We start from the raw sequence: 26,965 nt of genomic DNA on the forward strand, positions 1-26,965 counted from the left end.
CGCACAGCGTTGGCTGGCGCTCAAGGAGGCGGAGGTCGCCCAGGGGACTGGTTCGTCCCCGAGGTCGGTGCCCTGCCCTTCGGTGAGTACGCGGCCGAGTGGATCGAGCACCGCGACCTGACGCGCAAGACCCGCCGTACCTATGAGGACCTGCTCCGCCTCCACCTGGTCCCGACGTTCGGCAACATACTCCTGAGCGAGATCAAGGAGGCCGACATCCGCCGCTGGCGCTCCTCCCGGCTCAGACGCAAGCGGGGGAAGGCCCAGGTGCCCAAGGCGTACCGGCTCTTGCGGGCCGTGCTCAACACCGCCGTCAAGGACAGGCTGATCCGCGAGAACCCCTGCCAGATCGACGGCGCGGGCTTGGAGGACACCGAGGAACGCCCGGTGCTGTCGGTCTCGGAGGTCTTCGAACTGGCGGATGCTATCAAGCCGCGGTACCGGTCCCTGGTGTTGCTGGCGACGTTCGGCAGTATACGGTGGGGCGAGCTGGCTGGTCTGCGCCGTCGGCACCTGGACGTGGAAGCTCGGACGGTGCGGGTGCGCGAGACGGTCTCGGACGTGGGCGGGCTGTACAAGGGCAAGCCCAAGTCCAAGGCGGGATACCGGACCGTGTCACTCCCGGAGCTGATCGTTCCGGACCTGCGGCGCCACCTGGAGGAGTTCGCTGCCCCGGGGCCGAACGGATTCGTGTTCGTGGGTGTGCGCGGCAACCAGCTCCGGCGGGGCAACTTCTCCAAGTATTGGGCGGACGCCTGCGCTGCCGTGGGCCTGGAAGACGTCCACCTCCACGACCTGAGGCACACCGGGAACACCTACGCGGCTGAGGCGGGGGCTTCCGTGCGCGAACTCATGCGGAGGATGGGGCACTACAGCACGCGGGCCGCGATGATCTACCTCCACGCACGGGACGAACGCGAACGCGAGATCGCGGACCGGCTGGGGGAGAGAGTGGCCGAGGAGCTGAGGGCGAACCGGGCCGAGGACGACGGCGAGGAACCGTCCTCCACAGGTGCCCGTCGCTGAGGTCGGCGTCCGCGCGTGTGGCACGTGTGTGGGACGGCGCCTCGGGCAGACCCCCGGGAACGCGAAAGGCCAGGGTCCGAGTCGCCTCGAACTACCTGGCCTTGTGTGTCGTGGAGCGGATGACGGGAATCGAACCCGCGTTATCAGCTTGGGAAGCTGAAGTTCTACCATTGAACTACATCCGCGTGGGTCGCGCCGGGGGTGTGGCGGCCAACGATGGCTATCCTAGCCCAACTTCGGGGCGACTGGGCAAGTCGGCGCGAGACGGTGGCCGTGGGGGAAGCCCGTCCCGGCCGTTCTCGCAGGCGGTAGGTTCGGAGCGTGTTGCTCTCCGATCGTGACCTCAACAAGCAGATCGACGCCGGGCGGGTCCGGATCGATCCCTTCGACCCTTCTCTGATCCAGCCGTCGAGTATCGATGTTCGGCTCGACCGGTTCTTCCGGGTCTTCGAGAACCACAAGTATCCGCACATCGACCCTTCGGCGGAACAGCCGGACCTGACCCGGCTGGTGGAGACCGATGGGGACGAGGCCTTCATCCTGCACCCGGGGGAGTTCGTGCTCGCCTCCACCTACGAGGTGGTGACCCTGCCGGACGACATCGCGAGCCGTCTGGAGGGGAAGAGCTCCCTGGGGCGTCTGGGGCTGCTCACCCACTCCACCGCCGGCTTCATCGACCCGGGATTCTCCGGGCACGTCACCTTGGAGCTGTCCAACGTGGCGACGCTGCCGATCAAGCTCTACCCGGGGATGAAGATCGGACAGCTCTGCATGTTCCAGCTGACGTCTCCCGCGGAACGCCCCTATGGATCCGCCGCCTACGGGTCCCGGTACCAGGGGCAACGCGGTCCCACGCCGTCGCGCTCGTTCCAGAACTTCGTGCGGACGAAGGTCAACGGCGAGAACGCCTGATCGAGGCCGGATCGGGGGCGCCCCGGCCCCCGAGAAGGCCTTACGGTACGGTCATGGGCTGACACTTTCTGTGGCATATCATGCCTGTCACCCGATTGTGACCCTCATCGCCCGAAAAAGTGCTGTGGCATAGATCACATTGCGGCATCTTGCAGGCTCTGCAACCCGTGTCATAGGTCGGAAGACACGTTTTACCTTGCTTAAACATGTTATCTGCTAGTGACATGCGGCCCGAGCTGTGCGTTCATATCTCGGTAAGGTTGCCTCCCGACGTGAACCAGGTGGTGGTTTAGCCCGTTCTGGGCGCGCACGGGGGGCTCTGCGCGGACCACTCACCTGTGGGAACCGCCAGGCAGACGGTGGGGGTGAACTTCCCCAGCGCGCCTTAGCGGCTGGGAAAGCCCCGTAGAGGAGACCGTGCCAGCAGTACGCGCAGACCATCTGTACAAGGTGTTCGGTAGACAGTCGAAGGCGGCCGTGGAACGGCTCGCCGACGGAAGTCACCGCGACACCATCGCCGACCTCGACGTGACCGCTGCGGTCATCGACGTGTCCTTCGAGGTCCGACCCGGCGAGATCTTCGTCGTCATGGGACTCTCCGGATCGGGTAAATCGACCCTGATCCGTATGCTCAACGGCCTCCTGGAACCCACCGCGGGTACGGTCGAGGTCGACGGGGTGGACATCACCGCCTTGAACAGGAAGAACCTGCTCAAGCTGCGGGGCGAGAAGATCAGCATGGTCTTCCAGCACTTCGCCCTGCTTCCGCACCGCACGGTGCTGGAGAACGCGGCCTACGGCCTCGAGCTGCGCGGTCTCCCGCGCGCCGAGCGCTTCGAGAAGGCCAAGGAGACCCTCGCCCTGGTGGGGCTGGAGGGATGGGAGGACAAGCTCCCACAGCAGCTTTCCGGTGGTATGCAGCAGCGCGTGGGCCTGGCCCGCGCCCTGGCGGCCGACACCGACATCATCCTCATGGACGAGGCCTTCAGCGCGCTCGACCCGCTGATCCGCCGCGACATGCAGACCCAGCTCCTGGAACTCCAGAAGAGCCTGGGCAAGACGATCATCTTCATCACGCACGACCTGAACGAGGCCATGCGCCTCGGCGACCGGATCTGCGTGCTCCGTGACGGCCGTGTCGCCCAGATCGGCGCCGCCGAGGAGATCCTGAACGCTCCGGCCAACGAGTACGTCGAGCGTTTCGTCGAGGACGTCGACCGCACACGGGTGCTCACCGCCTCGTCGGTCATCGACGCCGACATCGCCGTCGACTCCGGTGCGCCCGCGGTCACCGCGGACACGCTGGTCGCCGACCTGTACCCGAGCGTCTCCTCGGCCGACCGCCTTCGTGTGGTCACCGAGGAGAACGAGGTCCTCGGCATGGTGACCCGTGAGTCCGTGCTCGCCGCTCTCGGCGCCACCGCGAACGGGGAGGAGAACAAGTGACACCCGTCGACTTCCCGCCGAGCCTTCCTCTGGGGGCCGGTTTCGAGGCGTTCAACGCCTGGCTCAAGTCCAACTTCGGTCTGTTCTTCGAGCTGACCGGTGACTTCATCCGCTGGGCGGTCTCCGTCCTGTCCGGGTTCTTCGTGGACCCGGCGGCCGGCCAGCTCGCCTTCATCGCCGCGGTGATCATCGCGGTGCCGCTGGTGCGCTCGCGTCGCATCCCGCTGATGGTGATCATCGGTGTGGTCTCCGCCCTGTACATCTGTCAGGCGCAGTTCGAGCTCGCGACCACCATCATCAACAGCGTTCCGATGCTGTTCCTGTGGGCGATGGACCTGTTCGACACCACGGTCGAGCCCTACTTCGTGATCTCTCTGGTCTTCCTGATCGCGGTGACCGCGCTCGGGCTCGTGGACCGCGCGAACCGCGTCCGTACGGGGATCGTCGCCGGTGGTTGGCTGGTCCTGGTGCTGCTCGGCTGGCTGTTCCTGCCGATGCTGGTCACCAACCCGATGTCCCTGCTCATGATCCTGCTGCTGAGCCTGCTCGCGCTCTCGGTGGCCGGTTGGCGCATGGGTCTCTTCGGGCTGATCGCCCTGACCGTCGTCGCCTCGGTGGGCCAGTGGTCCAACGCGATGGACACCCTGGGCCTGGTCCTGGTGGCCAGCCTCATCGCCGTGGTCATCGCGATCCCGATCGGCATCCTGGCCGCCTACAACGACGTTCTCAGCAAGATCGTCAAGCCGGTCCTGGACCTGATGCAGACGCTGCCGGCGTTCGTCTACCTGATCCCCGCGATCTTCTTCTTCTCCATCGGCACGGTGCCCGGTGTGGTCGCGACCATCGTGTTCGCGATGCCCCCGGGCGTGCGTCTGACGGAGCTCGGCATCCGCGGGATCGACAAGGAGCTGGTGGAGGCGGGCGAGTCCTTCGGCGCCCCCAGGCACAAGATCCTGACCGGTATCCAGCTGCCGCTCGCCCTGCCCACGATCATGGCCGGTGTCAACCAGGTCATCATGCTGGGCCTGTCCATGGTCGTCATCGCGGGCATGGTCGGCGCGGGCGGCCTGGGCAGCCAGGTTTACCAGGGCATCACCCGTAACGACGGTGCGCTCGGTTTCGAGGCCGGTATCGCCGTGGTCATCCTGGCGATCTTCCTGGACCGCCTCACCGCCGCCGTCACCCGTAACAGCCCGCAGGCCCGCGTCGGTGCTTGATCCCGAGGCAGGCCGGTTCCACAGAAGCACTAGGGAAGGGAATCCCACGATGTACAGCCGTAAGCGAATGACAGGCCTGGCCGCCGCCGGCATGAGCGGTGTGCTCCTGCTGACCGCGTGCGGAGGCAACGGTGAGGACCTGACCGGCGGTTCCGAGGGCGGCGGTGACGACAACAAGGAGATCAACATCGCGCTGATCGCCTGGGAGGAGGCCATCGCCACCACCGCCATGTGGGAGGTCATCCTGGAGGAGAAGGGCTACGACGTCACCGTCACCGACGTCGACGTGGCCCCGATGTACCAGGGCGCCGCCAACGGCGACGTGGACCTGTTCCTGGACACCTGGCTGCCGACCACCCACGCCGACTACTGGGAGGACTACGGGGACCAGCTCGAGGACCTCGGCTCCTGGTACGACAACGCGGTGCTGACCATCACCGTCCCCGAGTACATGGAGGACGTGAACAGCATCGCGGACCTCCCCGAGTACGCGGACGAGCTGAACAACCAGATCATCGGCATCGACCCGGGCGCCGGTCTGACCCGCGTCACCAAGGAAGAGGCCATGCCGGGCTACGGCCTGGACGACTTCGAGCTGGTGGAGTCCTCCACCGCCGCGATGCTGGCCGAGCTCGACTCCGCCATCGCGGAGGAGGAGCCGATCGTCGTGACGCTGTGGCGTCCGCACCCGGCCTACGCCAAGCACGACCTGAAGGACCTCGAGGACCCCGAGGGCCTGATGGGCGACGCCGAGACCATCCACGCGGTCGGCCGCGACGGCTTCGGCGCGGACTACCCGGAGCTGTCCGGCTGGCTCGAGAACTGGACGATGACCGACGACGAGCTGGCCTCGCTGGAGGCGCTCGCCCTGGAGGAGTACGCCGACGACACCCAGGAGGGTGCCCGCGTGTGGCTCTCGGAGAACCCCGAGTTCCTGGAGCGTGTCCTGGGCGATGACGCCGAGGGTCTGGAGTTCTAGGAGTTCTCCTCTCGGACCGGGCGACCGCCTCTCCCGGAGCGGCCGTGGCCGCCCGGTCCATCGCATCCCGCCGGGGTGTGCCGATCGCGTCCTCCGTTCGTGGAACCTGGAAGGTTCCGCGGCGGAGTGGAGGTCGGCACGCCCCGGCGTGCTTTTGCGCACTGTCGGGCGGATCGACGGTGAGCCCGATCAGGGGCGTAGGGGTGGTCCTCCGGAACGTCGGACCAGGTCATCGACGGGTACGGCGGTGTTCCAGAGATGGGGGACCGGTTGTCGCCCCTCAAAGGGCCGGGGTCACGGGGCCCGCTTCGGCCGATGACGTCGAAGGCCCGGAGCTATAGGGCTTTTTGGGTTTTTAGTCCGGATTAGGATGAATCGATCTCCGTTCGGGCGGTCACGGCCGCCGTGTTCGTGATGTCACCGGTGTGTGCTCCGGCCCGCACCGGTGGGAGTTGGTCCGCTGGAACCCGGCCCCCGTTCCCGCAGTCGACCCCGACCATGGCCGTCGTCGTGCGTCCGTGTATCCGGGTCGTCCCTCGGCATGGGCCGGTGCCGCACAAGCACGAGGGAAGGAAGAACCCACGATGTACGGCCGTAAGAGTGTGGTCGGTCCGGTCGCCGCCGGTCTGACCGGTCTGCTCCTGCTGACCGCCTGCTCGGGTGGGGACGGGAACCTCATCGGTGGCCTCGGCTCGGGGCCCGAGGACCTCGACGAGATCGAGATCGCGATGATCGCCTGGGAAGAGGACGTCGCGGTCACCCACATGTGGCGGGCGATCCTGGAGGAGAAGGGCTACGACGTCACCATCACCGACGTCGACGTGGAGGCGGCCTTCGAGGGCGTGGCCGAGGGGGACAGCGACCTCTACCTGGACGTCTGGCTTCCGGTCACCCATCACGAGTACATGGAACAGATCCGGGATCGGACCGAGAGCCTCGGTTCCTGGTACGAGAACGCCGTGCTCACCCTCACGGTCCCCGACTACATGGAGGACGTCTACTCCATCGACGACCTGCCGGGGATCGCCGACGAGCTGGACAATCGGATCGTCGGCATCGACCCGGGCGCCGGTCTGACCCGTGTCACCCGGGAGGAGACCATGCCGGGCTACGGCCTGGACGAGGACTTCGAACTGGTCACCTCCTCGGGCGCCGGAATGATGGCCGAACTGGACGCGGCGATCGCGGAGCGGGAGCCGATCGTGGTGACGTTGTGGCGTCCGCATCCGGCCTACGCCCAGTACGGCCTGAAGGACCTGGAGGACCCCCAGGGGCTGATGGGCGGGGTGGAGAGCCTGCACGCGCTCGGACGTGAGGGCTTCGGCGCGGACTATCCGGAGCTGTCGGGTTGGATCGAGGACTGGACGATGACCGACGACGAGCTGGCCTCGCTGGAGGCGTTCACGGTCGGCCCCGACGTCACCGATCCGGAGCAGGGCGCCCGCGCCTGGCTGGCGGAGAACCCCCTGTTCCTGGAGCGCACCCTGGGCGAGGACGCCGAGGGCCTGGAGTTCTAGGGGACCTCGATGAACGGGAACGGGGCCCTCTCCGCTCTGGAGAGGGCCCCGTCGTGTGCTCGAAGGCGCGGTCGGTATCAGGGGGCGTAGTAGCCGCCCTGGGCCCCGGTGTTCCACTGGTCGACCCGGCGCCCGGGCTTCTCGCGCCTGGGTAGCGCGTAGGCGGCCAGGAGGCCGCCGAGGAAGCCGAACAGGTGGGCCTGCCAGGAGACCCCGGGATGCTGGGGCAGGACGCCCCAGATCATGGTCCCGTAGAAGATGACCACGCAGATCATGATGACGATGTCGACGGTCCTGCGTTCGATGATGCCGCGCAGGACGGTGTAGCCGAAATAGCCGAAGACGAGGCCGCTGGCTCCGACGGTGACGACCCCGGAGGGGGTGAGCAGCCACACGCCGACGCCGCTGACGACGGCCACGATCAGGGTGGTGAGCAGGAACCGGCCCAGGCCGCTGAAGGCCACCAGGGACCCCAGGACCAGGAAGGGCAGGGAGTTACCGATCAGGTGGGCGAAGTTACCGTGCATGAACGGCGCGGTCAGCACGGTCCAGGGTGCGCCCATGTCCCATGCGCGCACCCCGAACTGCTGGTCGAGTCGGCCCCCGAGAGGGGTGTCGAGGATCTCGAAGACCCACATGGCCGCGAGCATCCCCGCTACGGTCAGGATGGCGGTGATTCTGGACTGCTTCACACTGTTGAGCGTAAAGGAACAGCTCTTGTGGTGGTATGTCCTGCGCGGTGTGTGTGGCGATTGAGGACGAATGTCCGATCGATCCGCGTTCGCTCAGTGGCTCTGAGGGGTCACGCGGGATCTCCCGGATCTTCGAGGCGGGCGATCAGCCGGAGAGGGAACGCTGGTGGGGCGGGATCCCGGCGGCGGACATGAAGGTCTCGACCTTGGCCGGGTTGGTGATGCCGGTCAGCGGCAGGTAGCGGCGCGCGGTGCGGCGGCCGGCCAGTGAGGGGAAGAGCTTGGGGCGTCCGGTGCGGTCGTACAGGCCCAGGGAACGGATGCGCCCGGGCAGCAGGTGGTAGGAGCCGATGTCGCGGAAGGCCACCTCGACGACGTAGTTCCCACGCTCGTAGCGCAGCTCCTCGCCGTCGAACTCCAAGACCGGGTTCTTGATCATGTGGCCGTGCACGGCAGAGGCGATGCCTCCGAGCGCGAGCAGGACGCCGAGGGTGATGTTGGCCCAGTGGCCGGGGTCGACGATCACCGTCACCAGGCCCAGGATCACCAGAGCGTAACCAGCCCACGTCTCCACGTACTTGCGGCCCGCGGGGCAGACCAGGCGGACTGATTCGGACACGGCGGATGCCTCTCTCGCTTGGGCGGGGCGTTGAGGATGACGGAGGTCGTCACACGGAACCCTATCCGCTTCGCGGGTATGGGGGCCTCGGTTTCGGTCATCCCGTCACCGGGGTTCAGGACAGGCCGGGGGCTCGGGCTGCGGGTTCCAGGTGCTGGAAGGGTTAATGATCGGCTCATCCCATGTTTCATCGGGCCGACATGAGGTGGTGAAAGATCCTTGTCTGCTGTCTTCTGTCGCAAAAGATGCGTTCTGTCTGTTTCTCTCTTTGTGATCGGTTCTGTCTGGCCTGTAGTTAAACATTGTTGACTTTTAAGTCGTGGCAGTTCGATGTCGAGATTCGGCCGCAAATCCTTTCTCCGCTGTCCGAATCCCCGGCGTTTTACCGGTCGTCTTGGTCACTCCTGGCCTGCGGGGACGTCGATCGATATCGAGTGTTGCCGGGATGTCAAGGATGTGTGAATCATGGGCGGGAGTGGTGGAGGCGGACCGGTTGCGGATGTGTCACGAAATAGGCAGTGGGGCTGTACATATATTTCACTCAATGGTCTTCTTATCGACCAATCGCCTATTTTTGTGGGGTGTGCCGGTGAGGTGTCACCCCGTGTCCTGTTCGCATGAGTGATCAAGGGTGTGACCATGTTCGAACGTCGAAAGACGTTGGCACTCGCCGCCGCGGCGACGTCGACGGTCTTGGTGGTCGGTGGCTGCGGTAGTGGTGACGGAGGAGGTGGAGACGGTGGGCCCAAGGAGGTCACCTGGGTCATCAACAGCCTCCCCGGCGCCTGGCAGGCCACCAGCCTCGCGGGTGGCAGTGTCTACGTCGTCCAGATGCTCTCCGGTGTGCTCCCCTACACCGGCCAGTGGCAGCCGGACGGGACCTACGAGTACGACATGAACGTCCTCGCGGAGGAGCCCGAGCTCATCAACGACGACCCCGACGAGGGTCCGTTCGAGTGGTCCATCACCCTCGCCGAGGACGCCGTGTGGAGTGATGGCGAGCCGATGACCGGTGAGGACCTGCGCGTCTCCTGGATGCTCGGCACCTCGCCCGACGAGGGCTACTGCGGCGGTTGCGACCCCCGCGCCGCCGCGAGCTTCGACAAGGTCGAGTCCGTCGAGGCCGACGGCAAGACCGCCACCTTCCGACTGAAGGAGGGGCTCGCCGACCCGGAGTGGATGAGCCTGTTCGACGCCCACAGCCAGTCCGGCGGCTTCCTGCCCGCCCACCTCGCGGAGGAGAACGGCTGGGACGTCGACGACGCCGACCAGCTGGGCGAGTACTACGACTGGCTGCACGCCGAGCGCCCCGAGTGGTCCGGCGGCCCGTACATGATCACCGCCGGTGACCTGGAGAACGAGGTCGTCAAGGAGCCGAACCCGAACTACTTCGGTGAGGAGCCCCTGCTCGACAAGATCACCATGCCGTACAACACCGACGAGGGCACCTTCGTGAACGCCTTCATCAACGGTGAGATCGACGGGGGCAACCCGGCGGACTACAGCGAGGACGTGATCCTCCAGCTCCAGGACGTCGCCAACGCCGAGGTGACCATCGCCGAGGGCGCCACCTGGGAGCACGTCGACCTCAACCTGAAGAACGAGACGCTCCAGGACGTCGAGCTGCGCCGCGCGATCTTCACCGCGATCGACCGCGACGACATCGCCAACCGCAACTTCGGTGCCGGCTACCCGGACTACGAGCTGAAGAACAACCACGTCTTCGGCAGCGACAGCCCCTACTACGTCGACCACTTCGAGGGCGAGACGCAGGGCACCGGCGACATCGACGAGGCCAAGAGCATCCTTGAGGAGGCCGGCTACGAGCTCGACGGCGGGACCCTCACCCTCGACGGCGAGGAGATCGGTCCGTTCCGTCTGCGCAGCACCGACTCCACCGTGCGCAACACCTCGGTCCAGCTCATCCAGGCCCAGCTCTCCGAGATCGGCATCACGACCAACATCGAGATGACCGACGACCTGGGCGGCATGCTCGCCGCGGCGGAGTACGACATCGTCCAGTACGGCTGGTCGGGTTCCCCGTACTTCACCGGCAACCCGGACCAGTTCTGGCACTCCGAGAGCGGCAGCAACTTCGGCGGCTACTCCAACGACGAGGTCGACGACCTGGCCGACCAGGTGGCCAACGCCCCCGACCTGGACACCGCGGCCGAGCACGCCAACGCGGCCATGGAGATCCTGGTCCCGGAGGCCTACGTCCTCCCGATCATGGCGGAGCCGAACTACTTCTTCGCCAACTCCGACCGCCTCGTGAACGTCCACGACAACCTTCAGTCCAGCTACCGAGCCACGTACAACATCGGTGAGTGGGACGTCGCCGGCTAGTTCGGCGAACCACCCAGGTCCGGTCCCGGGACACCCTCCCGGGGCCGGGCCGGTCCTCGTCCACCCCTGAAGGATCACTCCCATGCTCGTTTACACGATGCGGCGCGTCCTGGGCGCTCTTCCCGTCCTGGTCCTCGCATCCATCCTCACCTTCGTGATGATCGACGTCTCCGGTGACCCGCTCGCCGACATCCGGATGGCCCAGCCACCGCCCACAGAGGAAGTACTGCAACAGGCGGAGGAGCGGCTCTACCTCGACCGCTCCATGCCGGAGCGGTACTGGCTGTGGGTGACCGGAATCGGTGGAAACGGCGACATCGGCCTGCTCCAGGGGGAGTTCGGCCCCTCCACCCAGGGCCCCCACTACGACATCGGCGCCGCCATCGCGGAACGCCTGTGGACCACCCTGCGCCTGGTGGGCGCGGCCATGGTCTTCGCGCTCGGCCTCGCGATCATCACCGGTGTGATCAGCGCGCTGCGCCAGTACTCGAAACTCGACTACACCCTCACCTTCGTCGGCTTCCTCGCCTTGGCCCTGCCGACCTTCTGGTTCGCGGGCATCATGCAGGCGGCCGGCGTCAAGTTCAACCAGCTGGTGGGCGACCAGATCTTCGCCACCATCGGTGACGGGCGGTTCAGAGCCGAGGGCGCGCCGCTGTGGGACCAGTTCCTGAACGCCTTCGCGCACATGGCGCTGCCCACCATCGTGCTCATGCTGATCAGCTTCGCCTCGTGGAGTCGCTACCAGCGCACCTCGATGCTGGAGGTGATGAACAGCGACTACGTGCGTCTGGCCCGGGCCAAGGGGCTGCGCAACCACACGGTCATCCGGCGTCACGCGCTGCGCACCGCGCTCATCCCGCTGACCACCGTGGTGGCCATCGGTGTCGCGGGCGTCATCGACGGCGCCATCCTCACCGAGGTGGTCTTCCAGTGGCGCGGTCTGGGTGACTTCTTCATCACCGCGGTGGACAACAACGACTCCTTCGCGCTGATGGGGTGGTTGCTGCTCAGCGGCACCATCGTCATCCTGGCCAACCTGGTGGCCGACCTGTTGTACGCCGTGCTGGACCCGAGGATTCGCTATGAGTGAGAACGGCATGTCGAAGAGCGCGCGCCGTGACCCGGCGAAGAAGCGGAAGAAGAGCAGCGCCGACCAGACCCAGCTCCAGACCATCCTGATCCGGTTCAGCCGACACCGGCCCGCGATGATCAGCCTGGTGCTCCTGGGGATCATCGCCCTGTTCGCGTTCCTCGGGCCCTTCCTCTGGACCTGGGACCACACGGTCTACAAGGAGATCCCGAGCAACCAGCCGCCCTCCGGGACCCACCCGTTGGGCACCTCGGCCGCCGGACACGACGTCCTCGGCCAGCTGATGCGTGGTGCCCAGCAGACGTTGAAGGTCGCCTTCACCGTCTCGCTGCTGTCCACGGCCTTCGGCTCCGTGTGGGGCGCCACCGCCGGATACTACGGCGGCCGGGTGGACGCGTTCATGATGCGCGTCGTGGACATCTTCCTGATCGTCCCGTTGCTCGTGGCCGCCGCGGCGATCGCGGGCAACAGCGGGGCCGGGACCTCCTGGTCCGCGATCGCGCTGATCATCTCGATCTTCTCGTGGGCCACCATCGCCCGAGTGGTGCGCGGCGTGGTCCTGTCGCTGAGGGAACAGGAGTTCGTGGAGGCGGCCCGCGCGTCGGGGGCCTCGGCGCCGTGGATCATCCTCCGCCACCTGCTGCCCAACGCGGCCGGACCGATCATCGTCGCGGCCACCCTTCTGGTGGCGGTGGCCATCCTCGCGGAGGCGGGCATGTCCTTCCTCGGGCTGGGCATCCAGCTGCCGGACATCTCCCTCGGCCAGATGATCGGCAGCGCGCGCACGGCGGTGTCCACGCGTCCATGGCTGTTCTATCCGCCGGGCGTGCTGCTGGTGCTGATCTGTCTGACGATCAACTTCATCGGTGACGGCCTCCGGGACGCCCTCGACCCCCGACAGACCAGGGTGCGGCGATGACGACTGAGTACGAGAACAAGGGACACACCGCCGTGGCGGACACCGACGACGTGGTGCTGGAGGTCAGCGACCTCAGCGTCACCTTCCCCTCCGACGACGGCCCGCTGCCCGCGGTCCGACAGGTCTCCTACAAGGTGCGCCGGGGCGAGGCCCTGGGCATCGTGGGGGAGTCGGGGTCGGGCAAGTCCGTGACATCCATGGCGATCATGGGTCTGCTGCCCAGGAACGCCAAGGTGGAGGGGTCCGCCCGGCTCTTGGGCCGAGAGATCATCGGGCTCGACGACAAGCGGATCAGCGAGGTCCGGGGGCAGAGGATCGCGATGATCTTTCAGGACCCGCTGACCTCGCTCAACCCCGTCTACACGGTCGGATACCAGATCGCCGAGGCGGTGCACGCACACCGCAAGGTGAGTAGGAAGGAGGCTCTGGCACGAGCGCTGGAGCTTCTGGAGATCGTGGGCATCCCCTCGCCGGAGCAGCGGCTCAAGCAGTACCCGCACGAGCTGTCCGGCGGTATGCGCCAGCGCGTGGTGATCGCGATCGCGATGGCCAACGACCCGGACGTGATCATCGCGGACGAACCCACGACGGCGCTCGACGTGACCGTCCAGGCACAGGTCCTGGACGCCCTCCAGCGGGCCCGTCGGGAGACCGGGGCCGCCCTGGTGCTCATCACCCACGACCTCGGCGTGGTGGCCGGCCAGGTCGACCGGGTGGGCGTGATGTACGCGGGTCGCATCATGGAGATGGGGTCGGTGGAGGAGGTCTTCTACCGGCCGCGCATGCCCTACGCCCTGGGCCTGCTCGGCTCGCTGCCGCGTCTGGACGGAGATCGGGGCGACCGGCTCACCCCCATCCTCGGCGCCCCGCCCTCGCTGCGGGATCTGCCCTCGGGGTGCGGGTTCGCCCCGCGCTGCCCGATGGCGAGGGACCGGTGCCACGAGGAGGAGCCGCGGTTGCTCCTCGTCGAGGAGGGGGAGGAGAGGCGTCCCGCCGGAGAAGGGGAGGTCGATCTCCACTCGGCGGCCTGCCACTTCAGCGAGGAACTGATCGAGGTCGACGCCACCGACCTGTTCAAGGTCACCTCGGTGGACACCGAGGGGGCCGAGTCCGTGGCCGAGGTGGAACGGGCCGAGGCCCTGGTCTCGGAGGCCCGTGACGGTTACCTCGACGAGGACGGGGCGGCGGAGACCGCCGACACCTCCGCCGAGCCCGAGATCCTGCTCCGCGCGGACCACCTGGTCAAGCACTTCCCGATCCGTTCCAAGGGGTTGTTGCGACGCAAGGTCGGAGCGGTGCAGGCCGTCTCGGGCGTCTCCCTGGATCTGCGCGAGCGGGAGACCCTCGCGCTGGTCGGCGAGTCGGGGTGCGGCAAGTCCACGACGGCCCGGCTGCTCCTCAACCTCATCCGGCTCACCTCGGGTGAGGTGAGCTACCGGGGGAGGCCCATCCAGGGGTTGTCCGATCGGCGGATGCGTCCGCTGCGCAAGGACCTCCAATTGGTCTTCCAGGACCCGTTCGCCTCGCTGGACCCGCGTATGACGGTCACGGACATCATCGCCGAGCCGATGCGCATCCACGGGAGCGGGCGTCAGGACGCCGGGAGGCGGGTCAAGGAGCTGCTCGAGCTGGTGGGGCTCAACCCCGAGCACGGCTCCCGCTATCCGCACGAGTTCTCCGGCGGTCAGCGGCAGCGCATCGGTGTGGCCCGCGCCCTGTCGCTCAACCCGAAGGTCCTGGTCCTGGACGAGCCGGTCTCGGCCTTGGACGTGTCCATTCAGGCGGGTGTGATCAACCTGCTGGAGGACCTTCAGGACGAACTGGGGCTGTCCTACCTGTTCGTCTCGCACGACCTGTCGGTGGTCAAGCACATCGCCGACCGCGTCGCCGTGATGTATCTCGGCGGGATCGTGGAGACGGCCACGACGGAGCAGCTGTTCAGTGCTCCGGCGCACCCGTACACCCAGGCGCTGATCTCGGCGATCCCGCTGCCCGACCCGGTCAAGGAGCGGACCCGGGAGCGGATCATCGTCACCGGTGACATCCCCAGCCCCGCCGATCCCCCCTCGGGCTGTCGCTTCCGGACGCGCTGTCCGAAGTTCGCCGGAGAGTTGTCCGAGGCGGAGCGCACCAAGTGCGTGGAGGAGCCTCCGGAGCTGCGGGACCGGGGGACCGGGCACCAGGACGCCTGCCACTACTCCCAGGCGGTGGAGTTGATCTGACCCGCCTCGCCACCGGTTCGTCCGGTGGTGAACCGTCCATGAGAACGGGCCGGTGCCCGGAGAGATCCTTCTCCGGGCACCGGCCCGTTGAGCTTTACGTTCCACAGAAATAACAACAAATAGTACATGTTGCGACACGCTGGGTAATGGGAATGCTCTGGTGTGAGGGGTCCGGTTCGGCTAGTTTCGACCCGGCTCCTGTTCTTTGATCGGTTTCCTGTGAAGGAGAACCCCGTGGCACCGGCCAACCCCCATCGGCGGGCCAGACGACGCGACGTCGGATGGCTGACCGCCTCACTGGTGACCGTCCCTTTGATCCCCCTCTCCGTGATCGCCTCCGCCGCCCCGGCGATGGCGACGGAGCACGCCACGAACGAGCTCGTGGACGAACTGCGCTCCGACATCGACGCGATCCTGGAGGACCCCGCGCTGGAGGGGGCGACCTCCGGCGTCGTCGTCACCGACGCGGACAGCGGCGAGGTGCTGTACTCGCGTGACACCGACGCCTCCCTGCTGCCCGCCTCCAACATGAAGCTCTTCGCCACCGCCGCGGCCCTGGACGTGCTCGGCCCCGACCACACCTTCGAGACCGAGGTCGTGGCGGAGGAACAGGGCCCGAACGTCCCCGAGCTGTACCTGGTCGGCGGCGGCGACCCGACGCTGAGCGCCGACGACCTCGACTCCATGGCCGCCGAGGTCGCGGCCTCCGGGGTCACCTCCGTGGGCGACCTGTACGCGGACGACACCTGGTTCGACGACGAGCGGCTCGTGGACGACTGGTGGCCCGAGGACGAGCCGTACGCGTACTCGGCCCAGATCTCCGCGCTCACCGTGGCCCACGGCGACCGCTACGACACCGGGGTGACCGAGGTGACCGTCACCGCCGGAGGTGAGGGAGAGCCCGTCGAGGTCGCCCCCGGTGCCGCCGAAGGGTACGTGGAGGTCGACAACCGGGCGGTCACGGGACCGGCCGGCGGTGGGAACACCCTCTCGATCGACCGCCCGGTGGGCACCAACACCATCACGGTGACCGGGACCCTGCCGGCCGACGCCGCCCCCTCGGTGGCGCTGCGCACCGTGGACGAACCGGCGGGCATGGCCGGCCACGTGTTCGCCCGCGCGCTGGAGGAGAACGGCGTCACGGTCGAAGGGGAGATCGCCCAAGGCGAGGTCCCCGCCGAGTGGGACGACCCCGGCGTGGTCGCCGAGCACACCTCCATGCCGCTGGAAGAGGTGCTCGTCCCCCTGATGAAGTTCAGCAACAACGGCCACACGGAGATGCTGATCAAGAGCATCGGTCGCCACACCGCCGACGAGGGCACGTGGGCGGCCGGGCTGGCCGGGATGGACGAGGCGCTGCGCGGGATCGGCGTCGACACCTCCGGCCTCGTGCTCAATGACGGTTCGGGGCTGTCCAGGACCGACCGCGTCACCGCGGGGACCGTGGTCGACCTGCTCGACCGCGTCCAGGACGCTCCGTGGTACGAGGTCTGGCACCACTCCCTGCCGGTGGCCGGGGACGAGGACCCGTTCGTGGGCGGGACCCTGGCCTCCCGGATGCGCGGCACGCCGGCCGAAGGGGTCGCCCAGGGCAAGACCGGCACCATGAGCGGGGTGAGCGCCCTGTCCGGCTACGTCCAAGGGCCGGACGGCGGCGAGCTGTACTTCAGCGTGGTCAACAACGGTCACGCCGGGTCGGCGCCCCTCCACGTCCAGGACGCGATCGTCGTGCGCCTGGCCGAGTACCTGGGCCATGACGGGGCACGGGCGGCCACCCTCCGGCAGGACGTCCCCGTGACGGTCGGCGGAGACCTGGAATGCTCCTGGGAAGCCGCCTGTTAACGGACGAACATCGAGGTGAGGGCCCGTCGGTCGAACCGGCGGGCCCTTCGTGTGCCACTTGTCCACAGGCTGAGAACGCGGGGTACCGTCCCGCCGGAGAAGCCGGCACTGTTGGGACCCCGACGCGACCCCTCCCGTCGTCCCGCCTCCCCCTTCTCGATCCTCGTCAGTAGGAAAGGCGTCATGGAACCACTGACCGTCGCCTCGGTCTTCGGCATGATCATCGAACAGGTCGTCTCCCTGGCCGTGCTGGTCCTCGTCCTGTTCGGGCTGGGCAAGATCGCCAGCAGGCTCATGAACGTGCCGTTCAACCTGCCCCGGCTGGCGTTGGGAGCGCTGTTCGGGGCCCCGGTCGGGGCCGTGGGGGCGATCCTGGCCTACTACGGGTCCCTGGACGTGCTCACCGGCGACCACCCGATGGACATGGAACAGCCGGGCTCTCTGGCGCTCATGCTCTTCGGCATGGCCGTCGGTTCGATGCTGGCCTTCGTCGCCCTGGAACTGCTGCTGCCGCGGGGGACCCGGGTCCGGCCGGTCGCCATGGTCCGGGAGGCCACCGACCTGTTCGGTCGCCTGGGCCGCTACCGGAGGATCGTGTGGATCCTGGTCCGGCACGGCCTCGGCGGCTACGTCATCGGCCGCAGGGAAGGGATGGAGGACACCTCGGCCCAGCGCAGGTCGGCCCGCTCCCTGGCCCGGTCCATGGAGGAGGCCGGGGTGGTGTTCGTCAAGCTCGGGCAGGTGCTGGCCACCCGCAGAGAGCTGCTGCCCGCCGTGTTCATCGAGGAGCTGGGGCGGCTGCACAGCGAGGCCGCCCGGGTCCCCTACGAGCGGATCCGCGACTGCGTGGAACTGGAACTGGGCCGGGACATCGACGAGGTGTTCGCCGAGTTCGACCCCGAACCCCTCGCCGCGGCCTCCATCGCCCAGGCCCACGCCGCACGATTGCGCACGGGAGAGGAGGTGGTGGTCAAGGTCCAGCGGCCGGGGATCGGCCCGGTGGTCCGACGCGACCTCGACATCATCCGCAGACTCGCCAAACGCGTCGACGAGCACACCGACTGGGGACCGGCGATCGGGGTGCGCGACCTCGCCGAGGGGTTCGGTGAGGCGCTTCTGGAGGAGCTCGACTTCGAGGTGGAGGCCGCCAACATCGTCGCGGTCGCCGAGGCGGCGGCCGACTCCCCGGTGCGGATCCCCCAGGTGTACGAGGCCTACACCAGCCGACGGGTCCTGGTGATGGAACGGCTGCACGGACGCCAGATCGACGGGGTCGAACTGCCGGAGGAACAGGGCGAGGAGGTGGCCCGGGCGCTCCTGGACTGCCTCTTGGAGCAGATCCTCGCCAGCGGGATCTTCCACGCCGACCCGCACCCGGGCAACATCCTGCTGCTCGACGACGGCGGGGTGGGGCTGCTCGACCACGGCTCGGTCGGGCGGCTGGACGCCCAGACCCGCGAGGCGCTCCAGATGATGCTCCTGGCCATCGACCGGGGCGACGCCGTACTGCTCACCGACACCCTTCTGGACGTGGTGGACGACCCGGGGGAGATCGACGCCGAGCGGTTGCGCCGGTCGCTCGGGCAGTTCATGGCGCGGTACCTGCACAGCGGGACCACGACCAGCATGCGCATGTTCACCGAGCTGCTGCTGTTGGTCGCCCGGTTCGGTCTGGTCCTGCCGTCCGAACTGGCGGGGGTGTTCCGCGCCCTGGCCACCCTGGAGGGGACCCTGGTGTTCCTGGCGCCGGGCTTCGACACCGTCTCCGAGGCCAAACGGTACGCCGGAGCGCACATGTCGGAGCGGTTGGGCACCGACAACCTGAGAGAGGCCGCCGTCGGCGAACTGCTGGCGCTGATGCCGACGCTGCGCCGACTGCCGCGCCGCTTGGACCGGATCACCGATCAACTGCACAAGGGCCGGTTCACCGTGCAGGCGAGGATGTTCGCCCATCCGGAGGACCGGAGACTGCTGCGCTCGGTGGTGCGGCGGGCGGTCATGACCGTGTTGGCCGTGGTCACCGGGTTCATGTCGGTGGGGCTGTTCAACGTGACGGAGCGTCCGGGGGTGCGTTGGGAGGAGCTGGCCACGCACACTCAGGCGCTCAACCTGCTGGCCTGGGTCCTGTTGGCGACCACGGCGATGTTCGTGCTGCGTCTGCTGGTGGACATGGTCCAGGACGGCGCGGAGGGGGCCCGGCGCCGATCAGACCGGCGCGGAGGGTGAGGCCGGGGTCGTCCCGGCGTCGCGTTCCCGGTCGATCAGGCGACGCAGCGCCCGGTACACCTCATCGGCGGAGGGCGGGGGCTCCATGACACAGCAACGGAGGAGATAACCGTCGGAGGCCGCGATCACCCCGGCACGGGCGGCCGGATCGGGCAGGTAGAGCGCGAAGAAGGCGTCGACGGCGTCGTACCAGCAGTCGACCTGCTCGCCGAGGGCGGGCCGTCTGGCGGCGAGGAGGAAGAGCTCCATCTCGGCGAGCGCGTGGGCCCGGTCGGGGCCGACGCCCTCGGCGATGAGCGTCGCGAAGCCGCGCAGGGCCTCGTCGGGGTCCTCGGGCAGACCCTCCACCACCGCCACGTAGGCGTTGTTGACCCGGGTGAGGGCGTCGACGAGGAGGTCGTCGATGGTCGCGTAGTAGTAGGTGACGGTGCTCGGCGGCACCCCGGCCTCGGCGGCCACCCGACGCTGGCTGACCGCCGTGACGCCCTCGTTCGTGATGACGTCCATGGTGGCGTTCACCAGGAGCCGACGTCGCTGTTCTCCCTTGCGCAGCCGGCCGTCGCTGATGTTCTCCGGATCATCGGAGGTATATGCGGTGTTCACGGCATCCCATCCTGCCGGAAGGTCGTGGGTCTCAGTGCTGTCCTCCCAACTCCAGGGCCATGACCCCGGCGAGGACGAGGGCGATGCCGCCGATCTGGACCCAGGTGAGCGATTCACCGAAGGCGACGGTTCCGATGATGGCGACGAGGGCGATGCCGATCGCGGCCCACGTCCCGTACGCGACCCCGAGCGGCATACCTCTATCGAGGGCCTGGGCCAGGGCGTAGAAGGCGCCGATGTATCCGAGGGCCACGATGATCGACGGCACCAGACGGGTGAACCCCTCGGAGAGCTTCAGCGAGGTGGTGGCGAGCACCTCAAGGACGATCGCCCCTGCCAGCCACATCCACGGCATATCCGTGCTCCTTCTCGTTCGATTGCCTCAGAGAAACCTGGTCAAGTGAACAACTTTTCGCCCCCAGAAACCTGAGCGAACGAACAAGATTCTATGCGGGGCATCATGGAAGGGCAAGAGGAGCGGCTTTCGGGTGGCCGGAACCTCACCCCCCGACGGACCGGCCATGTACCCCCTGGCTGTATTCTCGGCGGTTCCGGGCAAGGTGGGCGGACACCATCCGATAACCGCACCAGACCGATACGCGAGTTTCCAGAACCTTTTCCGAACTCGTGCATCTAAGCAGGGCGTGGGCCGGGTTCGAGTTCTCAGCTATGGAGGTTCAGACGTGACGGGCATGACCCAGTCGGCGATGACGCGCCGGTTCGGTATCGGACTTGTAGCGCTCGCGCTCGCCGCGACCGCCTGTACGTCCAATGACGCTGAGACGCAGGGGACCACCGACAGCACGGCCGATCCGGTCGAGCTGAGCATCACCCCCGGCGAAGGCGGCGAGGAGATCGCGCCCAACACCCCCGTTCGGGTCAACGCCGAGAACGGCACCATCACCGACGTCAAGATCGACCAGGTCGTGCCGGACGAGGAGGGTGAGGACTCCGAGGACGCCGATCTGTACGAGATGACCGGCACCCTCAACGAGGACGGCACCGAGTGGGTCAGTGACTGGAACCTGCGGCCCGGCGCCGAGATCGTGGTCACCGCCACCGGCGAGAACGAGGCCGGCGAGGAGGACGAGTTCGCCGCCGAGTTCACCACCCTGGCCGCGACCCCCGGCCAGAGCCTCGAACTGGTCTCCAACTTCCCGAGCTCCGGTGACACCGTCGGCGTCGGGATGCCCATCGTCATCAACTTCGACCTGCCGGTCGCCAACAAGGCCCAGGTCGAGAACTCCATGAACGTGGTCGCCGAGCAGGAGATCTCCGGCGCCTGGAACTGGGTCACCGACCAGATGGCGGTCTTCCGCCCCGAGGAGTACTGGGACCCCTACCAGCAGGTCTCCGTCGACCTGAACCTGGCGGGCGTCGAGGCCTCCGACGGCGTCTACGGCGTGCGCAACTACCAGATCAACTTCGAGATCGGCCGTGAGCTCATCGCGACCATGCACGTGCCCGACCACGAGATGGTCGTCGAGATCGACGGTGAGCACGAGCGCACCATCGAGGTGAGCAACGGCGCGGCCAACCGTCGATTCGACACCACCACGACCGGCACGCACGTCCTCATGGAGCGCTATGAGCAGCTGACCATGGACTCCAGCACCGTGGGCATCCCCTCCGACGCCCCGGGCTCCTATCTGGTGGACGTGCAGTACGCGGTCCGTACCTCCAACAGCGGTGAGTTCGTCCACGAGGCCTCCTACAACGGCAACATCGGTTCGGCCAACACCTCCAACGGGTGCACCAACCTGCGCATGGACGACGCCCGCTGGTTCTTCGACAACACCCTGATGGGCGACATCCTCGACACCACCGGCACCGACCGCGAGTTCGAGTGGGACAACGGCTGGGGTTACTGGCAGAAGTCCTGGGACGAGTGGATGGAGGGCAGCGTGACCGAGACGCCGCAGACCACCACCTACGGCACCCCGGGCTCCGTTCACGGTGAGGACCTGTAACGACCGGATCCCCGGCCCACGGGCCCGGATCGGAACGACGTGAGGGGCGTCGCGGTGCCACGGCATCGCGGCGCCCCTTCGCGTGTGCGGGCCCGGCGACCCGGTTCGTGGCCTCCGCGACGAGTTGACCGAAAACGGCCCTTCCCACACGGACTCCGGGGCAGGATAGGGGAGTGGACACCACCGCGATCACCCGGCTCACCGGTGCCTGGTACGAGGCCCTGGGCGAGTTGGACGTCACCCCCGCACGCGGCGCGCGATTGCATCGAGGGCTCTCCGGACACACGCTCAGCGGGCCCGTGGTCACCGCGGAGGGGGAACCGGCCTGGTTGCGCGTGGTCACCGCTCCGGAACCGGACTTCGAACGCTGGATGAGCGCCTGGGTCCTGGACGACCTGATCGGCGACGAGATCCCGCACCCGAGGCTGCTGGTCGACTACACGTCGGTCGCGGGAAGCCCCTTTCACGCCCTGCTCACCGAACGTCTCGGCGGCCGTCCCGTCTCGTCGACCCGGGCCCTGGAACGGCCGGTCGAACTCGGGGCCCGGTGGTGGCGGGGGTTGCGCGGTTGTCTGGACCGGCTGAGCCGGGTTCCCAGCCCCTCCGGTCATCGCAGCGTCACCCGGGAGGAGATCCTCGCGATCCCCGAGGTACTGCCGGAGGCGCGCGGGGTCGATCTGACGGTCCAGGTCTGGGAGAGCGCCCACGGAGGGCTGCACTGGGCCAACGTGACCGATCCGCTGGGTCTGGTCGATTGGAACGATTGGGGTGTGGCCCCCCGAGGGCTGGACGCCGCCACCCTGCACGTCTACGCGCTCACCCAGCCTCGGACGGCGGCCCGGGTCCGTACGGTCTTCCGTGACCTTCTCGAAGGCGATCAGGGGCGGATCGCGCACCTGATCGCCTGTGCGCGGGTCGTCCGAGCCGAGCGCGACGACGCGACCCACGCCCGGCTGGCCCCTCGAGCCCGTTCCCTCGCCCGTTCTCTGCTCTGAACAAGGCGCGTCTCGACGGGCGTTCACGCTTTCCGAGGCGCCGCCCCGGGTGTTCACCGTCTCCGCGGGAGATCGACCCGCGGGTGGTGGGTTCACCAGGCGCGGACACCGCCGACGGGGGCGGGTAGGTACTCGGGGAGCCAGGTCTGGCTTCCGTCGTTCTCGGTGAAGCGGCGCTGGATCGCGTCGATATCGATGATCGGGTTGCTGAACACCTCGCGCCAGTCTCCCGCGACGGGTTCCTCCAGGTAGAGGCTGCGCGCGTCGGTGCGCATACGTGCCGCCTGGAGGGTGTGGGAGGTGCCGTCGTTGAGTCGGATGCGGTAATAGGCCATAGGAGCCTCCTCGTGGTCCTGGAGGACACGAGGGTGCGGCTCCGTGCCGCGAGTGAGAACGCGGCCGTGGCGTCGGAGCTCCGTGTCTCTCCGCGTGCCGGAACTCTATGGCGGTGAGGTGCGCTGTAAGGGGTGAACGGCGCGGATCGGCGGTGAAATCAGAGAGAACACTGGATCGGTAACGGACGAAACGGTCTTACGGGGCTCGTTTCGGCCGGCCGGGTGGCCCGGTCGGTGTCTCCCACCTGGCACGGTGCCGGGATCTTCGGGTGTGTCGGAGGGTTCCGGAACGCCCGGGATAGGGGACATTACGTCGTAGTAGCGTTGCGGAGACCCCCGGTGAGCGTGGGTCGGCGGGGTGGGAGCCGCGGCGTGGTCGAGGGCGGGAGGAGCGCCCTCGTGTGCGCGGAGAGGGCGAGGATCGTCCGCGTCGAGGCGGGCCGGTGACGACCGAGTGGGCGGTCGACCGGGTTCGCGCCTCGGTTCGTGGTGGGTTCGAGTCCTGCCACGGGTGTGCCTTCTGGGTGGTCGCCCGGGCTTGAGGAGTCGGCGATCGGAAGCGCGAAAACAATTGAACGCTCAAGTATTCTGTGGGAGGGCGTGGGTCCGATGATCGAGACACGATGGCTCGACGGTGAGGAGCAGCGGACCTGGCGGACCTTCCTCATGGCCGTCCATCTGCTGGACGGTGCCCTGGACCGGCAGCTCAGACATGACGCCGGGATACCGCACGCCTACTACCAGATCCTGGCGATGCTCTCCGAGGCCCCTGAGCGGGAACTGACGATGACCCGGCTGGCGCGACTGCTGCGCTCCTCGCCGAGCCGTCTGTCCCATGCCGCGGCGCGTTTGGAGACGGACGGGATGATCCGTCGCTTCAAACGTCCGGAGGACCGGCGCACGACGATCGTCGAGATCACGGACTCCGGCATGAAGGCCCTGGAGGAGGCGGCCTTCGGTCACGTGCGGGAGGTGCGGCGGCTGGTCTTCGACACGCTCACCCATGAGCAGGTCCACCAGCTCCGTGAGATCTCGGAGTCGATGCTGGGCGCGCTCGACCCTCAGGGGGAGGAGCCCCGGTACCCGGACCCGGAAGATCCTCGGGCCACCGACTGACCCTGATTCCGTCGACCGTTCCGACCTGGGCGATCGTGTGGCGTTCTCAACTTATCCGCACGCACTCTAGGTGTTCGGGCGGATGCGTATTAGCATCTGACTTCCCGGCAAAAGGTTGTGAGCTCAAGTGTTGCTGTTCGACACGGACCACGACGCCGGGGCCATCCCGCTACAGAACAGGAACCCATCATGAACGAACCGACACTCAGGAACAGGATCGGTGACCTGACCGCCCTGCTGGCCAGGGTCTGCGTCGGAGCCGTCTTCATCGCCCACGGAATGGCCAAGACCACGGACTTCGCGGGGACCACCGCGGGCTTCGACGCCATGGGCGTTCCCTTCCCCGGCTTCTCGGCCGCGCTGGCCGTGGCCATCGAGGTGGGCGCGGGCGCCGCGCTCATGATCGGTCTCCTCCTCCCCTTCGCGGGTGTGCTCCTCGCCGCCATGATGGGCAACGCCTACTACTTCGCCCACGTCGGCGACCCCCTGCTCGGCGGCTTTGAGCTGCTCCTGGTGTTGGGCGTCGTCTCCCTGGCGTTGGGCTTCTCCGGGGGTCGCTACGCCCTCGACACCGTTCTGCCCTGGAACCGCAGGCGTACGCGGGAGACGGTGTCCGTCTCCTGACCTTCTCGTCGAACGGCGGCCGTCCACGGACCGGGTGGGCGGCCGCCCTCGTTTCCACCGGAACACACGCCCGGCGGTCCCCCAAGAGAGCGGTCCGGGCGAGGGCGGTCCGTCATATCCCCTTGAAGTGACGGGGCGTGGGCGGGGGCGGGGGGTCTGAACTGTGCCTACTATGTCTAGCCATGCGCATTCTCGTGGTGGAGGACGACGATCGTGTGGCCCGTGGTCTGGTGACCGCGCTGCGGTCGGCCTCCTTCGAAGTCCAGCGGGTGGCGACCGCGGAGCGGGCTCTCTCGGCGCCCGCCGCCGACGTGGTCCTGTTGGATCTCGGGTTGCCCGACGCCGACGGGATCGACCTGCTGCGCCGGCTGCGGCAACGTCCGCAGACGGCGATCATCGCCGTGACCGCCCGGAGCGAGGAACGGGACCGGGTGCGCGGGCTGCGTGCCGGAGCCGACGACTACGTGGTCAAACCCTTCGGGGTGGCCGAGCTGTTGGCGCGGATCGAGGCGGTGCTGCGCCGGACCAGGAACGCGCGGGCCGAACCCGAGCCGAAGGATCCGCCGCTCGGCGTGGGCGACCTCGTCGTCGACGTCGCCTCGCGTGAGGCCCGGGTGGGGGACCGCGTCCTGCAGCTGACCCGTAAGGAGTTCGACCTGCTCCGGCTCCTGGTCTCGCGTTCCCCCGGGGTGGTGGCCCGGGACCAGATCCTCGACCAGGTGTGGGGCGCGGCCTGGGAGGCCTCCTCCCGGACCCTGGACACCCACATCGCCTCTCTGCGCGGCAAGGTCGGCGACGCCGTGCGCATCCGTACGGTGCGCGGGGTCGGCTACATGCTCGACGGGGTCTGACGTGCTCCGGCGTCTGTTGGCGATCCTGCTGCCGGTGGCGTTCGTGATGGTCGGCGCGGTGCTGGCCCCCCTGGGGGCGGTCATCGCCCAGCAGCAGACCCAGGAGGTCTACGTCGACCGGCTCGCGGACGCGGGCCGGTTCGCGGCGTTGGCCCGAACCGCGCTGGAGAGCGAACGGCGCAACGCCCTGGTCCAGGAGATGTCCCGCTACGAGGAGCTGTACGGGATCCCCGCCGTGGTGGTGGCGCCCGACGGCACCGTCGTGACGGGGTCGGGCGACCGGGCGCGGATGGAGACGGTGCTGGAGATCGCCACCGCGACCGGCGGGGTCACCGCGGCCCTGGCCGGTGAACGCCCCGAACCGCCGACCACCGTATGGCCGTGGAACACCGATCCGCTGGTCATCACCGAGCCGATCGGTCGGGACAGCGAGGTGGCCGGGGCGGTGGTGCTGGTCGCCCCCACCGATCGGTTGAGCGCGGGGGTCCTCACCTCTTGGGGATGGATGGCGCTGATCAGTCTGTTGCCGCTGGCGCTGCTGGTGTCGGCGGCGATGCCGTTGTCGCGGTGGGTGCTCCAGCCGATCCGGCGGCTGGACGAGGCGACCACGGCGGTCGCCTCGGGCGATCTCGACGTGCGGGTGGACGCCGAGCGAGGGCCTCCGGAGCTGCGTCGGCTCACGGAGTCCTTCAACACGATGGTGGACGTGGTGCGGCGGGCCCTCGACCGGCAGCGCTCGTTCGTCTCGGAGGCCTCTCACCAGCTGCGCAACCCCCTGGCGAGCCTGCGTCTGGCCGTGGAGAACCTGGGACCCTACCTCAAGGGGACGGAGGCGCGAGAGGCGCACGAGGTGGCGATCGACGAGACGACGATGATGCACCGGATGCTGAACTCGTTGCTGGCCGCCACCCGGTTGGAGAGTGTCACCGGGACCGAGGCGGTCGAGGTCACCGGGGTGGTGGAGACCAGGGAGGCCCGGTGGCGGGCGTTGGGGGAGGCCCGGGGGATCGAGGTGACCACGGACCTGCCGGACCTGGTGTGGGCGCTGGCCCCGGCGGGCGGGCTGGGCAGCATCCTGGACGAGTTGTTCAGCAACGCCCTGCGGCTGTCCGGCGGGACCCGTATCGAGGTCCGCGCCGAGGACGGTGAAGAGGTGCGGATCGGTGTGCTCGACAACGGGACGGGGCTGACGGAGGAGGAACGGGAGGCCGCCCTGGACCGTTTCTGGCGTTCGCCTCGGCATCAGAACACCGAGGGGACGGGGCTCGGTCTGGCGATCGTCGCCGATCTGGTCCGTGAGGCGGGCGGTCGACTCACCCTCGGGGACGGCCTGGCCGACGAGGGCAGGCGCGGCTTCGGAGTGGTCATCACCCTGCCTCCGGCCGATCCGCCCTCGCCCTCGTGATCGGGCGGGG

General features: G+C 68.0%; 23 protein-coding genes and 1 tRNA gene. 18 read left to right on the forward strand and 6 right to left on the reverse strand.

The genetic code is table 11. The annotated features are described in order from the left end of the window. Positions 1-9: 9 nt before the first annotated feature. Positions 10-1,026 (forward strand): tyrosine-type recombinase/integrase, encoded by a 1,017-nt coding sequence (locus U9J66_RS13835; protein ID WP_326337883.1) that lies wholly within the window; start codon positions 10-12, stop codon positions 1,024-1,026. A gap of 111 nt (positions 1,027-1,137) precedes the next feature. Here U9J66_RS13835 and U9J66_RS13840 read toward each other — a convergent pair. Then, positions 1,138-1,211 (reverse strand) — tRNA-Gly (locus U9J66_RS13840). 136 nt (positions 1,212-1,347) lie between these two features. Between U9J66_RS13840 and dcd the strand changes: the two genes are divergently transcribed. From dcd to U9J66_RS13865, 5 genes are all read left to right on the forward strand, one after another. Then, positions 1,348-1,938 carry a dCTP deaminase gene (dcd, locus tag U9J66_RS13845; protein ID WP_014911499.1) on the forward strand — a complete coding sequence of 197 codons (591 nt, stop codon included), beginning with the start codon at positions 1,348-1,350 and terminating at the stop codon, positions 1,936-1,938. A 417-nt stretch (positions 1,939-2,355) separates the two neighbouring features. Beyond that, positions 2,356-3,384, forward strand: coding sequence for a quaternary amine ABC transporter ATP-binding protein (locus tag U9J66_RS13850; RefSeq protein ID WP_014910182.1), 1,029 nt, complete (start codon positions 2,356-2,358; stop codon positions 3,382-3,384). Further along, positions 3,381-4,601 (forward strand): ABC transporter permease, encoded by a 1,221-nt coding sequence (locus U9J66_RS13855; RefSeq protein WP_017534448.1) that lies wholly within the window; start codon positions 3,381-3,383, stop codon positions 4,599-4,601. Before U9J66_RS13850 ends, U9J66_RS13855 begins: the two co-directional genes overlap by 4 nt. Positions 4,602-4,650: 49 nt before the next feature. Further along, positions 4,651-5,580 carry a glycine betaine ABC transporter substrate-binding protein gene (locus tag U9J66_RS13860; RefSeq protein WP_014912923.1) on the forward strand — a complete coding sequence of 310 codons (930 nt, stop codon included), beginning with the start codon at positions 4,651-4,653 and terminating at the stop codon, positions 5,578-5,580. A 584-nt stretch (positions 5,581-6,164) separates the two neighbouring features. After that, entirely contained in the window at positions 6,165-7,097 is a 933-nt protein-coding gene (locus U9J66_RS13865; protein WP_017534449.1) for a glycine betaine ABC transporter substrate-binding protein, read from the forward strand. 77 nt (positions 7,098-7,174) lie between these two features. Here the strand turns inward: U9J66_RS13865 and U9J66_RS13870 are convergent, their stop codons facing one another. Together U9J66_RS13870 and U9J66_RS13875 are read right to left on the reverse strand one after the other, a co-directional pair. Next, on the reverse strand, positions 7,175-7,789 hold the full coding sequence (locus tag U9J66_RS13870; RefSeq protein WP_014912491.1) for a rhomboid family intramembrane serine protease: 615 nt from the start codon (positions 7,787-7,789) through the stop codon (positions 7,175-7,177). 145 nt (positions 7,790-7,934) lie between these two features. Next, the gene (locus U9J66_RS13875; RefSeq protein ID WP_326337885.1) at positions 7,935-8,408 is read right to left on the reverse strand and encodes a hypothetical protein; all 474 of its coding nucleotides are present in this window, start codon (positions 8,406-8,408) and stop codon (positions 7,935-7,937) included. Between the two features lie 639 nt (positions 8,409-9,047). Here U9J66_RS13875 and U9J66_RS13880 point away from each other — a divergent pair. The 6 genes from U9J66_RS13880 to U9J66_RS13905 all read left to right on the forward strand — a co-directional run bounded on the left by U9J66_RS13880 (position 9,048) and on the right by U9J66_RS13905 (position 19,056). Next, entirely contained in the window at positions 9,048-10,754 is a 1,707-nt protein-coding gene (locus tag U9J66_RS13880; protein WP_202421506.1) for an ABC transporter family substrate-binding protein, read from the forward strand. Between the two features lie 82 nt (positions 10,755-10,836). Then, positions 10,837-11,847, forward strand: a complete 1,011-nt coding sequence (locus U9J66_RS13885; RefSeq protein WP_014911460.1) for an ABC transporter permease — start codon at positions 10,837-10,839, stop codon at positions 11,845-11,847. After that, a complete protein-coding gene (locus U9J66_RS13890) occupies positions 11,840-12,766 on the forward strand; it encodes an ABC transporter permease (protein WP_014911617.1) in 927 nt (308 codons plus the stop codon). The genes U9J66_RS13885 and U9J66_RS13890 overlap by 8 nt, the downstream gene beginning before the upstream one ends. Further along, positions 12,763-14,988 (forward strand): ABC transporter ATP-binding protein, encoded by a 2,226-nt coding sequence (locus U9J66_RS13895; protein WP_017534451.1) that lies wholly within the window; start codon positions 12,763-12,765, stop codon positions 14,986-14,988. The genes U9J66_RS13890 and U9J66_RS13895 overlap by 4 nt, the downstream gene beginning before the upstream one ends. A 234-nt stretch (positions 14,989-15,222) precedes the next feature. Further along, positions 15,223-16,830, forward strand: coding sequence for a D-alanyl-D-alanine carboxypeptidase/D-alanyl-D-alanine endopeptidase (dacB, locus tag U9J66_RS13900; RefSeq protein ID WP_014909165.1), 1,608 nt, complete (start codon positions 15,223-15,225; stop codon positions 16,828-16,830). 183 nt (positions 16,831-17,013) lie between these two features. After that, positions 17,014-19,056, forward strand: a complete 2,043-nt coding sequence (locus U9J66_RS13905) for an ABC1 kinase family protein (protein ID WP_017534453.1) — start codon at positions 17,014-17,016, stop codon at positions 19,054-19,056. Here U9J66_RS13905 and U9J66_RS13910 read toward each other — a convergent pair. Then, a complete protein-coding gene (locus U9J66_RS13910; RefSeq protein WP_014912109.1) occupies positions 19,036-19,659 on the reverse strand; it encodes a TetR/AcrR family transcriptional regulator in 624 nt (207 codons plus the stop codon). The two genes, U9J66_RS13905 and U9J66_RS13910, sit on opposite strands and share 21 nt — an antisense overlap. A gap of 31 nt (positions 19,660-19,690) precedes the next feature. Next, complete coding sequence (locus U9J66_RS13915) at positions 19,691-20,014, reverse strand: DMT family transporter (protein ID WP_017534454.1); 324 nt, start codon at positions 20,012-20,014, stop codon at positions 19,691-19,693. A gap of 328 nt (positions 20,015-20,342) precedes the next feature. Between U9J66_RS13915 and U9J66_RS13920 the strand changes: the two genes are divergently transcribed. Together U9J66_RS13920 and U9J66_RS13925 are read left to right on the forward strand one after the other, a co-directional pair. Continuing rightward, positions 20,343-21,629, forward strand: coding sequence for a L,D-transpeptidase (locus U9J66_RS13920; RefSeq protein WP_014911396.1), 1,287 nt, complete (start codon positions 20,343-20,345; stop codon positions 21,627-21,629). 173 nt (positions 21,630-21,802) lie between these two features. Next, complete coding sequence (locus U9J66_RS13925; RefSeq protein WP_014908885.1) at positions 21,803-22,624, forward strand: hypothetical protein; 822 nt, start codon at positions 21,803-21,805, stop codon at positions 22,622-22,624. A gap of 92 nt (positions 22,625-22,716) precedes the next feature. Here U9J66_RS13925 and U9J66_RS13930 read toward each other — a convergent pair whose 3' ends face one another. Then, positions 22,717-22,959, reverse strand: a complete 243-nt coding sequence (locus U9J66_RS13930; RefSeq protein ID WP_014913016.1) for a hypothetical protein — start codon at positions 22,957-22,959, stop codon at positions 22,717-22,719. Positions 22,960-23,568: 609 nt separating this feature from the next. On the opposite strand from U9J66_RS13930, the gene U9J66_RS13935 reads away from it, so the two are divergent. From U9J66_RS13935 to U9J66_RS13950, 4 genes are all read left to right on the forward strand, one after another. Next, a complete protein-coding gene (locus U9J66_RS13935; protein ID WP_326337887.1) occupies positions 23,569-24,075 on the forward strand; it encodes a MarR family winged helix-turn-helix transcriptional regulator in 507 nt (168 codons plus the stop codon). A gap of 189 nt (positions 24,076-24,264) precedes the next feature. Beyond that, positions 24,265-24,699 carry a DoxX family protein gene (locus tag U9J66_RS13940; protein WP_161111080.1) on the forward strand — a complete coding sequence of 145 codons (435 nt, stop codon included), beginning with the start codon at positions 24,265-24,267 and terminating at the stop codon, positions 24,697-24,699. 182 nt (positions 24,700-24,881) lie between these two features. Further along, complete coding sequence (locus tag U9J66_RS13945; protein ID WP_017534458.1) at positions 24,882-25,550, forward strand: response regulator transcription factor; 669 nt, start codon at positions 24,882-24,884, stop codon at positions 25,548-25,550. 1 nt (position 25,551) lies between these two features. Continuing rightward, entirely contained in the window at positions 25,552-26,955 is a 1,404-nt protein-coding gene (locus U9J66_RS13950; protein WP_326337888.1) for a sensor histidine kinase, read from the forward strand. Positions 26,956-26,965 lie beyond the last annotated feature (10 nt).

It is taken from the genome of Nocardiopsis sp. LDBS1602, from assembly GCF_035818715.1.
Taxonomy (GTDB): Bacteria; Actinomycetota; Actinomycetes; order Streptosporangiales; family Streptosporangiaceae; genus Nocardiopsis; species Nocardiopsis alba.